Here is a 15,826-nt window from a genome sequence, read left to right as displayed (position 1 = left end):
GGCCATGCTTGATCAATTGTTCGACAGAGAGCAATGGGAAGAAGAAGATGACCAGGACACTACTACTGAAATGGATATAACAACGGATAATAGACATGATATAGCTGTTATAGGTATCGGTGCGAAGTTGCCGACCGGAGAGTCGCTGGATGAATTTTGGAAGATGCTTGATTATGGAATTGATTGCATACGGGAATTGCCCAATCATCGAAAGGGCCAGTTGGATCAATACTTGCTTCACAAGCAAGGTTCATTGGAGCATGTACGTTATTTGAACGGAGCTTATCTGGACGAAATCGATGAATTTGATTATTCCTTCTTCCGTATGAGTGCACAGGAAGCCAAGCTGATGAGTCCGGTCCAACGATTGTTTTTGCAAACGGTATGGCGTGCGGTTGAGGATGCAGGTTATGGCGGTGACCGTTTGGCTGGAAGTTCAACTGGGGTGTACGTGGGTGTAATCGGAGATCAAGAAGGTTACAAGTACAAACAGATGGTCGAGGAATTAAGTCCAGACATGTTACCAATCGCCACCGTAGGTAATCTTTCGTCCATCATTCCTGCAAGAATTGCGTATCTACTTAATCTGACGGGGCCGGCTATGGTTGTAGACACAGCATGCTCCTCTTCGCTGGTTGCTCTGGATATGGCAGTACGTGCATTACGTGAAGGAAGTTGTGATATGGCTATCGCTGGAGGGATCAGGCTGAATATGATTCCACTGGATAAAGAGTATTACAAAATCGGTATTGAATCCAGTGATGGAACAACAAGAACCTTTGATGAAGATGCGGATGGATCAGGAATGGGTGAGGGTGTAGTAAGTGTTGTACTTAAACCTGTGGAACAGGCATTGCGGGAACATGATCATGTGTATGCAGTCATAAAAGGCACAGCTGTGAATCAGAATGGGTATTCGGCAGGGATCACAACGCCCAATGCGGTAGCTCATGAAAAAGTACTGACGCATGCTTGGCGTGATGCTGGAATTCATCCAGAGAGTCTTTCCTATTTGGAAGCACATGGAACAGGTACGCTCATTGGGGACCCGATTGAACTGGAAGGTATCCAATCGGCTTTTCGCAGATTTACGGACAAAAAACAATTCTGTGCGATAGGATCGGTTAAGTCCAATGTGGGCCATATGTACGACAGTGCAGGGTTAGCGGGTCTGCTGAAGGCGATTATGGCACTCAGATCCAAACGTATTCCCTCTACACTTCATTTTAATAAGCCAAACCCAAAATTCGAATTTGATAAATCACCAGTCTATGTCAATGTCATTTCAAGAGAGTGGGAAGGAGCGGCCATTCCTCGAAGATGTGGAGTCAGTTCATTTGGGTTAAGCGGCACCAATTGCCATGTCGTACTGGAAGAAGCTCCGAACATATCAGTGGAATTGGGGCGCGATGATCATTATCCCTTTTTGATCTCAAGTGTATCATCCAGAAATCTCTCCCGTCAGGTGCAATCATATGTGAAGTGGATCAATGAGAACCCGAAGGCCGATGTGAGAGATGTATGCTGCACAGCAGCTACTGGAAGACAGCATCATGCACACCGAGCGGTGTGGGTGGTCAGTTCGTTGGATCAATTGCTGCAGCATTTAAACGACTTTCTTGCAGAACCCAAGACCGGTAAATATGAACAAGATACATTTAGGAAAAGAAATCAGTTATTCACTACAGAAGAACTTATCTCGAACTGGCATATCGAAGGATGTGATAGAGCAACCGTGCTAGAGGAGTTGTGCACACATTATCAAGGCGGTGCTCAGATCAATTGGTCAAGAATCTATCCAGATGTGACCTATAACAAGTTGAGCTTGCCCACATATTCATTTGAGGAGAGTAAGTGCTGGATTGATACTAACCCCGATAATTCGGTACAGACTGAGGAAGAAGCGATGTATTATTCATTGTCATGGAAGCCTTGGAGCGAGATCGGCAAGATTAGCTCATCCAGCATCCATAATGTTGAACGTGTTTTATTAATACGAAATGATACACAGCTACATGCAACCCAGTTGGTGAACCAAATTCGTGAAGCTGGAGTAGCAGTTATCGAAGTGATATTGGGAACATCTTACCTTCAACAGGATGCACAGACATATGTAATTCGAAATAACGAAAGTGATTATATCAAACTTTTGCTGGAAGTGTCCTTTGGAGGTCCTTATCGGATCGTGCATTTAGCATCACTTGACCATGTAGAAAATAAGGAAAACAGGCTGGACAAAGGTCTTATGTCTGTATGGAGACTTACCAAGGCATGCTCACACGTCTTTGCAGAGCAGGTTGAGATGATTTTGGTGACAAGCTTTGCTAATGAAGTGACGGGTGACGAGAAAGTTCTGTATCCGGAGAATTCGGCGATGCTGGCTTTCGGACATACGGTACAGCGTGAGATTCAGAATCTCGAATGCTTCTGTATAGATGTTGACCAAGATTGGGATACCTCTCAGTATATGCGTTACATTTTGGGGCCGTTGGAGAAGAAGTCTTTGGCGATTAGAAATGGACAAGCATACCAAGCTGAATTCGCACCTGCTGATGTGGGTTCCATGCCTGATGTTGATATGAACTGGAAAGAAAACGGCGTATACATTATTACAGGTGGACTTGGTGGTCTGGGGATGGAGATTGCTGAACGCTTGCTATCATTTGGACGTATGAATCTGGCTTTGATTGCAAGAACGGCACTGCCCAAACGTCACAATTGGGACATCATTCTAAATGCGAAAAATACTTCACCAGATCTAAAAAGTAAGCTTCTTCGGTTACTTGATATGGAGAAACGGGCCGGACAGTTGATGTATCTCGGAGCTGATGTTGCCGATGCAGATCAGTTAAGTCAAGCCATTGAACAATTAAGAAGTCGTTTTGGATGTATACGTGGCATCATCCATGCAGCAGGCGTTGGGAGTACACAACATGCTGACCAGATGACCGAGGAAGAGTTTACAGCAATGCTGGCTCCGAAAGTGAAGGGGACTCATCTGCTGGATCAGCTAACAGCCGAAGATCAGCCGGATTTTCTAGTCATGTTCTCGTCCGTCGCTACGTTATTTGGTTCTACTGGACAGGCTGCTTATGCCGCCGCGAATGCATATCAGGATGCCTATGCCCCGATGCGGAACCGCAAAGGGATGCGTACGATATCGCTGAATTGGACTACCTGGAAAGAGGTAGGCATGGCTTCCAGAGCCGGGTTTGATTTTGACACCTTATTCAAAGCGATGCCTAAAGATTGGGCATTGGATCGATTGTTCGAAATAATGGGAAAACAGACCGACCGTCTGCTGGTGGGGGAATTGAACTGGAACTCACCCTATTTAAACATTTTGAATAACTACCACTTTCATCTTGATGCCAACATTGGACAAAGGTTACAAAAATTGATGAGAATGCCGGAGAGAGCAAAGCAAATATCAATGAAGAAGGAATCCGCTTCTTCTGTTCAGATCCCAACGGAAGAGTATGAACTTAAATTGGAATCTTCCGTGGAGATGGACCGTACTATTGCGAATATAGTTGGACCATATTTAGGCATTAAAGAGATGAATGTACATGACAGCTTTTTCGAACTCGGTGCAGACTCTATTATGATTAAGCAGATTTTCTTGAAATTGGACAAAACTTACCCTGGAAAACTCATACTGACCGATCTGTTTGAATATCCAAGTATCTCCAGACTAACTACTTATATGAGCACCACAGAAAAGCAGAAGCCTCACCAGTCTCCTCAAAAGGAAACTTTCGAAGAGGAACGGGATACAGATCTTGAGAATCTGTTCGATGAGATCGAACGTGGAGCAATGGATTTGGATGAAGCAATCATCAACCTTCAAAAGATGTAGGGGGACGTGAAGCGTGGAGAAAATTCTGAAGCTCCTGGTAGAGAGTGTCAAGGACCAGAAGATGAACAAAACAACGGCGGCTCAGATCGTGAAAATGCTAAAAGAAGGGGAAAAGAAACCCGTCAAGGATATCGCCATCATCGGTATTTCAGCCAAGTTGCCCAATATGGAAACACTGGATGACTACTGGGATAATATCCAGAGTGGCGTAGATTGCATACGTCCCATTCCCAAGACACGAAAATCGGATATGGACGCTATTCTCTCTTATATGGATATACCTGAGGGAGATATTCAATATTACGAAGCGGCGTACCTGGACAATATTGACCAATTCGACCATGAATTCTTTCGTTTGCCTCCCAAAGAAGCCAGTTTAACGGATGTTAATCAGCGTTTGTTTATGGAGACGGCATGGGATGCCATGGAGGATGCAGGATACGGTAACGACAAATTATCGGGCACCAATACAGGTGTCTATGTAGGCTTTTCCAACAATATCAAAGATATGTATATGCGATATATTACCGAAACGATGCAGACAAGTGCACTGTCCATCGTGGGAAATTTGGCTTCCATATTATCCAATCGAATCTCGTATCTTCTGAATCTGAAGGGACCCAGTATTGTTGTTGATACAGCGTGTTCCTCTTCACTCGTAGCTGTTGCCATGGCATGTCAGGCCATCCGGAACAAGGAATGTGATATGGCAATTGCGGGCGGTGTGAAACTTCATCTTATGACACGCGAGAATCAGAATGAGAAAATCGGGATGGAATCTCCAGACTACCGGACCAAAACATTTGATGATTCTGCAAATGGGGCGGGAATGGGCGAAGGAGTCACTGCTTTATTGCTGAAACCACTAGACGCTGCAATGCGTGATGGTGATCAGATCTATGCGGTAATTAAAGGTTTGGCCGTCAATCAGGATGGAAGTTCTGGCGGATTGACTGTACCAAACCCATCCACTCAGGCTGAGTTGATTGTAAAAGCGTGGGAGGACGGTAACATTGATCCCGAAACGATCTCGTACTTCGAACCGCATGGTACGGGGACAGAATTGGGAGATCCCATTGAGATTAAGGGAATTCAGAACGCGTTTAAGAAATATACTTCCAAGAAACAATTTTGTGCGATCGGTTCGGTTAAAACCAATATCGGTCATCTGTACGAAGCAGCTGGAACTGCTGGCTTAATTAAGGCAATTCTGGCGTTGAAAAATAAAAAACTCCCTCCAACCTTGAACTTTGAAAAGCCAAATAGAGCGATTGACTTCAGTGGATCACCCGTTTACGTAAATACTACACTACGAGAGTGGAACACGGATGGCACAACTCCAAGACGGTGTGGTATCAGCTCTTTTGGCATTGGGGGAACCAACTGTCATCTCGTACTTGAGGAAGCACCTGATCGGGCAACTGCAGCGCATCAAGCGAACACTTCTGTAACAGGTCCATCCATTCTGACGTTGTCCGCCAAGTCTGAGGAATCGCTACGTCAGATGATCAGTAAGTATATCTATTTTCTTGAAAAAAATGAACTGCCAACATTACAAGATATGTGTTATACCGCCAACACGGGAAGAGGAAAGTTTCCATATCGGGTAGCAATCATAATGAACAGCAACATCGATTTGCATCAGAAACTTACTCAGTTGGAGCGTTCAAAACAGCTATTTGGTACTTCACATGGTTCGCACATCTATACCGGTTTTCACAAGCTGGTTCAAGATGAGGAGGCAGCGGATCAGGAATTCAGAATGTCGCTCTCATCCAGGCATGAGATGAGCGTATCGCTGGGACAAGCTCTTGGAGAATTCATGAACAGTGGGCAGCAAGACATCAATGCGTTACATCAGGCTGCTTCATACTATGTCTCTGGGGGCGATGCTGACTGGGAAGCGCTTTATGCGAATCAGAATGTATTCAAGGTCAGTTTGCCATCTTACGCATTTCAGACGCACAGATGTTGGATCGACATTCCAAAACGTAACAGAAGATCGGAAAAGGTACAGGCAGAGGGCATGTTTTATCAAGCTGTATGGCAACGATACACGCCCGTATCTCGAGATTCTGTCGTCTCAAAAATGAAAGGCGCCGTACTTCTCTTCCGCGGAAACGATCAAGTCAGTGCTGCCTTGACGGTCCGATTGGAGCGTGAGCTCGAAGCACGAGTCATTCAGGTAGCCTGGGGGGATCGTTACGAGAAGTATGATGATTCGCACTATGTGATTCGTGGTGATGAAAGTGATTACATTCAGTTATTGGATGATATGAAGGGTCAGGGGCTAACCCGCATTATTCACGGGTTTACTCTGGCAGAGAATGATTCAGATGATTATTTACAAAGCGAGGAACAATTGAAGTTAAGCCAGGACCGTGGAATTCAGAGTGCATTCTACTTGACCCGTGCGATTCTACATCATCATATGACAGAGGGACTTCAGCTTCAATTCATATCCTCCCTAGCGAATGCAGTTACGGGGTATGAAAGTCAGGTACGACCGGAAAATGCAACGCTTAACGGATTCGCAAAAGTCATTGAACAGGAGTATCCGGAAATATCCTGCCGATTCATTGATGTGGATTCAGATACCGATGCGGATACGATCTATGCAGAATTGAATAGCTCCCATAACCGTTTTCAAGTGGCGTATCGCCATAATCAGTCATACGTTGAAGAATTGGATATTGCCAACATTCTGGAAGCCAGTCATGAGGAAGTGACTATTCGTGAGAACGGTTTATATCTTATTGCTGGTGGAACAGGCGGAATTGGCTTGCAATTCGCGAAGCATCTGGCTGATGAACGCTGCATTCGTCTGGCGCTAATCAGTCGTACGGCGATGCCTGATCGCACTGTGTGGGACAAGCTTATTCAAGAAGAAGATCCAAAGATAATATCCATGGAAATGATTGAACGAATGAAAACCATTATGGAGCTTGAAGCCGGAGGATCAAGTGTTGAATTAATCAGTGCAGACATCTCCGATCTGGAGCAGATGACTCAGGTTGTGCAGAGGTTGAGAACAAAATATGGGCAAATCTATGGGGTAATTAATAGCGCTGGTGTTGCCAATGATGGCTTGATTATCCGTAAGGAAGAGACTGCATTCCAAGAGGTTCTGAGACCGAAGGTTCAGGGAACCTGGGTTCTGAATCAAGTAACAGCGCAGGAACCACTGGATTTCTTCGTTATGTTTTCTTCTGGCATATCCATGTTAGGAGAACCGGGGCAGAGCGATTATGTTGCTGCAAACTGTTTTCTGGATAGCTTTGCGTCTTACCGTGAAAAAGGGTCGGGCCGAACGCTAACCATTAACTGGCCTGCCTGGAAGGAAACCGGGATGGCTGCCAGATTTGGTCTGAATGTGGATACAGCATTCAAGACGTTAGCGACTCATCAAGCGATCAGTGCTTTTGACATGGTATTGAGCCGTCGTATACGCCGAGTGTTGATCGGTGAGCCCAATTATGCGAGTGAACTCCTACCGTTGTTAGAGTCGTCAAGGGTTATCCAATTTTCGGAAGCCATGACAGCTCGAATTCAACAGGAACGTAATCATTTGAATTATCATAACAACCAGCTGACGAGAACTGAATATGAACAAAAGGTTGAACTGCACGGACGAGATAATGGTATATATACAACTAAGGAGAAGGGACTTGCCCAACTGGTTGGACATGTTCTCGGGTTTACCGGGTTAGATGTATATGACAACTTGTTTGAACTCGGCGTTGATTCAATATCAATGATGCGCATTATTACTGAAATACGGGTACGCTACCATGTTCACCTAAACTACCACACCTTCTTTGAAGGTATGAATCTGGCGAAGCTTGCAATTCATCTGATTGGTGCACTCAAGGAAACTGTAGCGATATCCGAGTATCCCCAGCAAGAGCCGGAACCGGCGACCCTGTATGAAGACTTCCCTTTGACAGAAGTACAGATGGCTTATCTGTTAGGTCGAGACGAGCGGTTTGAAATGGGGGGAACATCCACTCACTATTATCTGGAATTGGAAACCAAATTGAACATGACGCATTTCCAGACTGCATTGCAAAAAGTGATTCAGCGCCATCCAATGCTGCGAGCGGTCATATTGCCTGAGGGCATGCAACGAATATTGCCACAGGTACCAGACTATCAACTGGAAATTGTTGACGTGTGCCATCTGAATGAGCAGGAAAAGTGGAAACGCATTGAGGCGGAACGGGATCGAATGTCCCATCATGTGTTTGAGCCGAGCCAATGGCCGCTGTTTGAATTCAAAGCTTTTAAAATAGATGATACACGGCATTACCTGTTATTCGGTTATGATCTGCTGATCTGTGATAGTGCGAGTATCCAGATCCTTGGAGAGGACCTGGTGCATTATTGCCGTGAGCCGGAAAAGGAACTTCCTGCACTCAAGTTTTCGTTCAAGGATTATATGATGGCATACGGAGAACTGAAAAAGGGTGAGATGTACGCACGTGACAAGAAGTACTGGATGGATCAGTTGGACACATTCCCTTCCGCTCCAGCACTTCCGCTGAAGCAGGAGCCCAGACATATCAAGAAACCGCAATTTTCACGGCTAAGCTGGGTATTGGAACAAGATCCGTGGGAGCAATTAAAGCATAAGGCACAGCAAAAAAATGTAACACCTTCCGCGCTTCTGTGTACTGCCTTTGCTCGAGTTTTGGCCCGTTGGAGCAATCAGGATCGACTTGCCATCAATCTGGCGGCGTTCAACCGTTTTCCATTTCATGAAGAAACCAATCAAATTATCGGTGATTTTACATCCATCATGTTGCTCGAAATTAACGAACAAAAAAACAAGCCTTTTTGGGAACAAGCAAGAGACGTGCAGAGTGGCATGCTCAATATGTTGGAACATCGACATTATGACGGCGTGGAGTTCATTCGAGAACTGGCCCGTCATCGAGAAGCGGGTACTTCCGCCATTATGCCGATTGTATATACTAGCACATTATTTGTGGATGCCATTGGAAGCTGGCAGCATATCGGAGATCTGAAAATGGGTATCAGTCAGACCTCCCAAGTCTACCTTGATAATCAGGTGATGGAGACTGACGGGAGACTGACCATTAACTGGGACTATATTCAGGATCTTTTTCATTACGATACACTTTCCGCCATGTTCGATGATTATACAGCGATAATTACTCATCTGTGTGAGCAAGAGGATATCGAGTTTTTACCAGGTTTGCCTGAACAGGATAATGCCATCTGGAATGCATTTAATGCAACAGCACAATCATTTCCTATATCTACACTGCATGGGTCTTTCATGGAGCAGGCGACCAAGACTCCTTATCAGACAGCATTGATTTACGGTAATCAGCAATTGACTTATCAACAGCTGGATGAACGTTCCAATCAGCTCGCTCATTACTTGATGCAACAAGGAATAACACGGGGAGACCGGGTGGGGTTGTTGGCCAAACGTGGTATGGAGACAATTGTGAATACCATCGGTATTCTCAAAGCAGGAGCGGTATACGTGCCTGTTGATCCCGATTATCCTGAAGATCGTCAGCAATACATTTTACAAAATAGTAACTGCAAAATGCTGTTATTACCCGAACTTTATACGTTTGAGGGATTGGCTGAATTGCCGGTGGAGCCACTGGAAAATAACGCAGCACCTGACGATCTTGCCTACATTATTTATACGTCTGGCAGCACGGGAACTCCAAAAGGGGTAGCTACTGCCCATGGCCCGGCAATGAATACCATTCGGGATATCAATATGAAGTTTGAAGTGACGGATCAAGATCGGATGCTTGGTATCTCTTCAATGTGCTTTGATCTGTCAGTCTATGATATTTTCGGTGCACTTGCGACGGGTGCAGCACTTGTGATCATTGCTGATCAGCGTGATATTCATGACATGTACGACGCGATACAACAGCATAAAGTAACCATCTGGAATTCAGTTCCAGCCATTATGCAACTGATGGCAGATTACGTAACCGATCAAACCAATGAACAATTAAGACTCATCCTGCTCAGTGGGGACTGGATACCAAAGAAATTGCCAGAGCAAGTACATGGGCGTTTTCCTTCGGCACAGGTTATCAGCTTGGGAGGTGCGACAGAGGCATCCATTTGGTCTATCTATTATCCCATTGATACTGTCAAGTCTGATTGGAAGAGCATCCCGTATGGAAGACCACTTGCAAATCAGACATTCTATACGCTTGACTACAGGGGTTGCCTGAGTCCAGTCGATGTCATTGGTGAGCTCTGTATCGGTGGAGCAGGATTGGCTCAAGGATACTTTAATGATCCGGTGAGGACCGACAATGCATTTTTTAATCATCCGGAATTGGGACGTTTATACCGCACAGGTGATTTTGGAGTCTTGCGAAGAGAAGGGTACATTGAATTCCTTGGCAGACGGGATTCTCAAGTGAAAATCAGGGGTTATCGGGTTGAACTTGGAGAAATTGAAAGCCGATTATCTGCAGTTCCTAGCGTGAAGCAGGCTGTCGTTATAGATAAAGTGGACATGCAAGGAACAAAGGTACTGGTAGCCTATTACTCAGCGGAGCGCAGCTATGACGAATTGGAGATGAAGCGTCTTTTGGCAAAAGCACTTCCGGATTACATGGTTCCTCAGCATTTAATCCAGTTGCCTGAATTTCCACTTACACCCAATGGAAAGATTGATAGGAAAGCGTTACCGGAACCAACCTTTGGACAACAGTCCAGTGTACTTGCAGGAACAGAAAGCCCAACGGAGCAAAAGCTGATTGAACTCTGTGAATCGGTATTTGGTATGAATGGAGTAGGAACTCACGACAGCTTTTTCCAGATGGGGATCAATTCAATTCTAATGGTGCAGCTGGTGAATCGGATTGGGCAGGAATTCAATCAGCGTCTCAGCTTCAAGGAATTTATGGCCCTGAGAGATATTTATGAACTGGCGGCTCTGCTTGAGAGCTCTGTGGAAAATGAAGAGTCAGTGGGAACAATTCATTATCCGCAGCATGATCCATGCCCTGATCCTGAAGGCCGACCATTCCCGCTGACCGAGGTACAGATGGCTTATGTCGCAGGAAGAAGTCAGGCTTTTGAAATGGGAGGCACTTCGACACACGGGTACCTCGAATTCGAAACTCAACTGGAGATGACGCGCTTCAATGAAGCACTAATTAAGTTGATTGAACATCATCCTATGCTGCGGGCAATTATCCTGCCTACCGGAGAGCAACGAATCCTGCCACATGTACCGGCATACCGGATGGATATTGAAGATATCAGTGGTTTGAGTCCTGACGAGATGGAACGGGTGATCATAGCCGAAAGAGAACGTATGTCTCATCATATTTTTGAATTGGAGCAATGGCCATTATTTGAGATACGTGCGAAAAAAATATCTGAAAATACACATCTGCTGTTGTTTGGATATGATCTGCTCATTGCTGATGGGGCAAGCATACAGATCTTCAATAATGATCTACTGAAATTCTATCATCATCCCGAGATTGATCCGGAGCCTAATCCATATACATTCCGCGATTATATTCTTGCTTACAATGAATTCCGTAAATCGAATACGTACCTGGCTGACAAACAATACTGGCTTGCCCGAGTAGAGGAGTTCCCAGCAGCACCTGCACTCCCATTGAAAACAGATCCTGCACAGATCAGCGAACCAAAATTCAAGCGACTTAATGAAGTGTTTGAACCACAGCGTTGGGAGATATTGAAAAAGGTTGCTAATGGACACGGGCTAACACCTTCAGCGCTTCTCTGTGCAGCCTATGCCCAGATCTTATCGTACTGGAGCAATCAACAGAAGATTGCACTGAACCTGACAGTCTTCAATCGTTATCCATTCCACCCAAGCATACAGGATATTATTGGGGACTTTACTTCCATGATTTTAATTGATGTGGATATGGCTTCGGGGAATGATTTTATGGGTCATGTGCGTCATGTTCAGGACAGTATACTGGAGGCGCTGGAGCACAGGCATTATGAAGGCATCGAATTCATACGTGATCTCTCCAAGCATCATCAAATGGGGAACAAGACTGTAATGCCAATTGTCTTCACAAGTATGATCTTTAATGAACGTGAGACATCTGAAGCAACTCAGGGACTGATTGGAAAGGTTCGAACTGGGGTCAGCCAAACATCGCAGGTATATCTGGATCATCAGGCTTCGGATGCGGGAGGGCAGCTAACGCTAACCTGGGATTACGTGGATGACTTGTTTGACCAACAGGTGGTCGAAACGATGTTTGCGCAATATATTGCACTGCTGGATGGCCTAATTGTAGGAGAAACGATTACGGGGCCTGACATTCCTTCAGTCGATCGCAGCATTTTGGAAAGGTATAACCAATCAGAAGAAAATATCATGCCAACAACATTGCAACATTTGTTTGATCGTATGGCCAAACATTATCCAGATCAGGATGCATTGTTGTTTGAGGATGAGCGGATGACGTATTCGGAGCTGGACCGAAGATCTGGTCAACTGGCAGGATATTTACTTGAACAGGAGATCGGGCGAGGGGATCGAGTTGGCGTTGTAGCAAGGCGCCGTATGGAGACCATTGTAAATGTAATGGCTATACTTCGCACTGGTGCGGCATATGTACCACTTGATCCGGATTATCCTGAAGATCGGCAAGCTTACATGCTTAAGAATAGTGATTGCCAAATTGTATTGGACGTGGATGCCTATGATCAGGTCTCGGCTTCAGGTTATCCTCTACTCGAAGGTGAGCCATCTGGAACACCTGATGATATTGCATATGTAATCTATACCTCAGGAAGTACGGGTAGACCGAAGGGTGTTGCCATTACTCATGGGGCTGTAACGAATACGATTCAGGATATGAACAGAAAGTTCGGTGTTCATGAGAAGGATCGCATGCTTGGCGTATCTTCCATGTGTTTCGATTTATCCGTATATGACGTGTTCGGTGCACTTTCCTCGGGTGCAGCTCTCGTAATTATATCCGACCAAAGAGATATCCGAATGATGAAAGAGGCCGTTGATCGCCATCAGGTTACAATCTGGAATTCGGTTCCAGCGATTATGGATATGTTCATGGATCGACTGGAATCCGATGCTGGACGAAGTTACCGTTGGGCAAGTGATGAAGAGATTCAGACGTCAACCCAACTCGCTGTGGAGAAAGAGTCAGTAGAATCGGTGTACCACTGGTCATTCTCCACGCTGTGGCGAATGGATGGAAAGCATATCTACGTGGATGAGTTCAAATGCCCTGCATATGCAACTGGTATGTTCCCTGAACTGTATTTCTTGGCACAAAAGGGGATTCGGCAATCCGAGATTGCTTCTTTCTTCCCGAATGTACCTGTTAGTGAAGTGAATTCGCTCATGGAACTGCTCATTCGCAAACGTGCTTTGGTCAGCGGACTTATGGAGCCAGCGGAAATTTTCAAGAAGCAGACGCAGTTATTCCGCAATCCGTATGACGAAAAGGTGGCATACGATGCACAGGCATACGAGGAATTTAAAAAAATACAGTTGCATCGTAATTTCGGTGAGAACACCACACTTGAGGTCTCACTGGAGCGTGGTGTTGAATATCCTGATTTCATCTCCAAGCGACGTTCTCATCGTTCCTTTAAGGAGGATCAGCCTGTCACCATGAAACAGTTCTCCGATCTGATGGGAGTACTGGGTCAGTATGATCAAGGACAGGAAATTCGGTATTACTATCCTTCTGCGGGAGGGCTATATCCGATAGATGTGTTTGTGTATGTGAAGGAAGGAAGAGTTGCGGGAATGGAGGCGGGCTTGTACTACTTTAGTCCAGTGGATTACACGGTACGCCTTATTCATGGCAATCAGTCATTCACTGATGAAATGCACTATTACACAAACAGGTCCATTTATCAGTCTTCAGCGTTTACTGTTTTCTTCATTTACAACGCGGAAGCAACCATGCCGAAATATGGCGCGCAAGGTTATTTATACTCCCTTATTGATACCGGAATTATGGTATCCACACTAAACAGTGTTGGAGAGATGTTGGGCATTGGAATGTGTTCGATTGGAGATATGCCTTTTGAGAAAATAAAACCGTTATTCAATTTAAATGAAAATCAGATCTGGCTTCATACGGTGGAAGCAGGATTGAAGCCAGACGATGAAATGGCTTCTCCAGAAGAATGGAGCAGCAGAAATTATATCAGGCAAAGTCCAAGCGTATCGGTATCCTATGGCGAAAACTCAATGGCTGCTGACCCATCCCTATTATCGGAACGTTCCGTAGCAGTCCTGGGTGCACAGACCGCTCCGCTGGCTAAGTTAAATATCCAAAGTTCTGATATAGAAAGAGCAGTAAACATCACCAACGAGGGTAACCATCAAAGCAGTCTTCGTCTTATACTGCTCAGCGGTGACTGGATACCTCTATCGTTACCGGGCAAAGTCAGAAATCTGTGTCCTGATGCAAGCATTGTGAGTCTCGGTGGTGCAACAGAGGCTAGTATTTGGTCCATTTATTACCCTATTAATTCAATATCTGATGCGTGGAACAGTATCCCTTACGGGTATCCGTTGGCGAATCAAACATTCCATGTGCTCGATTATAAACTGCGTCCATGTCCGGTTGATGTTCCAGGTGAGATGTTTATCGGCGGAGTAGGTCTTGCAAATCAATATGTGAATGACTTGGATAAAACGGAGAAAGCATTCATTCAGCATCCGCTCCTTGGTCGATTGTATAGAACGGGAGACCATGGCGTCATGCGTAAAGAGGGATACATTGAATTTTTGGGCAGAAAGGACAACCAGATCAAAATCAGGGGGCATCGCGTGGAACTTGGTGAAATTGAAGCCATATTCATTCAGCACCACGCCTTGAAGCGTGTGTATGTAATGGACAGGCAGAACGAGCAAAAGAAAAAATATCTGTGTGCCTATTATGTCTCTGATCAAGAAGTTTCCATTGCTGAATTGCGAGAGTTTCTGATATCCAGATTGCCGGAGTACATGGTGCCTTCATTCTTTATCCGGTTGGAAGCCATCCCTCTAACAGCAAATGGAAAAATCAATCGTAACGCATTACCTGAACCAACAGCTCTACACACAGCTCAGGTCCAATACAAGGCTCCCGCCAATGATATTGAGAAACTATTGGTACAGATATGGAGCGAAGTACTTGGCAATGCTCACATTGGTGTGAATCAGCATTTCTTTGAGATCGGCGGCGATTCTGTTCTGATGATCAAAGCACATGCCAGACTTGATGACCAATATCCGGGAATTGTGAAGATAACCGACATGTTTAATTTGCCAACTATTTCGGATATTACCGCATTTATCGAGAATCAGTTGGACGAGATGGATGTAATCCATGTATCACGCTCCCGCATTCCCTTGTCCATGGATTATTTCGTGGAAGGAGATTCAACATCAAACGAAACAGAAGAGTTGCAGTTTGCCTTATCGGCAGAACTCTATGATCGTGTGGTGAATGCTGCCAGCAGGTGGGACGTGGAGGTGGATGATATTTTATTTGCCGGCTTTGCGTACCTTCTCGCACAGGCCTCCAACCGTGATCGGATAAGTGTGCATGCAGCCATTGGGCAGTCCGACTATATTCAAGTATTTGATCTGGACTTCGGCTCGTTGGAACAATTTAATGAATTATTCCAGCTTATCCATCAATCCAAGGGTCAAGATGGCAGAGAGACCTTCCACACCAAACATGTTAGTACACTTTTGCAGGAGCCCGGTACAGGAACATTACCTTTGTTCTATAACGCTGGTGCAGTTGCTTCGGGAGTGCCGGTGTCTGAACTGTACGACTTCACGTTACAAGTGGTTCATCAGGAGGACAGCCTGCACTTCGTATGTGGATTCCGTTCAATGAAATGGCGGAAGAGCAAGGTAGAGTCACTCTTGCAACTCTACTTTAAACTACTGAACCCGATACTCGAATGATCTCAAGCCGA

Annotated in this window: 2 protein-coding genes; both read left to right on the top strand. The window is 45.2% G+C overall.

The window, feature by feature from the left end:
* Positions 1-4: 4 nt before the first annotated feature.
* Positions 5-3,859 (top strand): type I polyketide synthase, encoded by a 3,855-nt coding sequence (locus CXK86_RS21070; protein WP_180361837.1) that lies wholly within the window; start codon positions 5-7, stop codon positions 3,857-3,859.
* A 13-nt stretch (positions 3,860-3,872) separates the two neighbouring features.
* Positions 3,873-15,815 (top strand): non-ribosomal peptide synthetase, encoded by an 11,943-nt coding sequence (locus CXK86_RS21065; protein WP_101314513.1) that lies wholly within the window; start codon positions 3,873-3,875, stop codon positions 15,813-15,815.
* Positions 15,816-15,826: the final 11 nt, after the last annotated feature.

Source organism: Paenibacillus sp. BGI2013 (genome assembly GCF_002843485.1).
GTDB classification, from domain to species: Bacteria; Bacillota; Bacilli; order Paenibacillales; family Paenibacillaceae; genus Paenibacillus; species Paenibacillus amylolyticus.
The sequence above is the reverse complement of the archived record's forward strand: the minus strand, read 5'-3'. Positions and strand labels throughout refer to the sequence as shown.

What these genes read in the sequence shown, in the direction of transcription:
- CXK86_RS21070 (WP_180361837.1), top strand. Translation starts at nt 5, where the DNA reads ATGCTTGATCAATTGTTCGACAGAGAGCAATGGGAAGAAGAAGATGAC.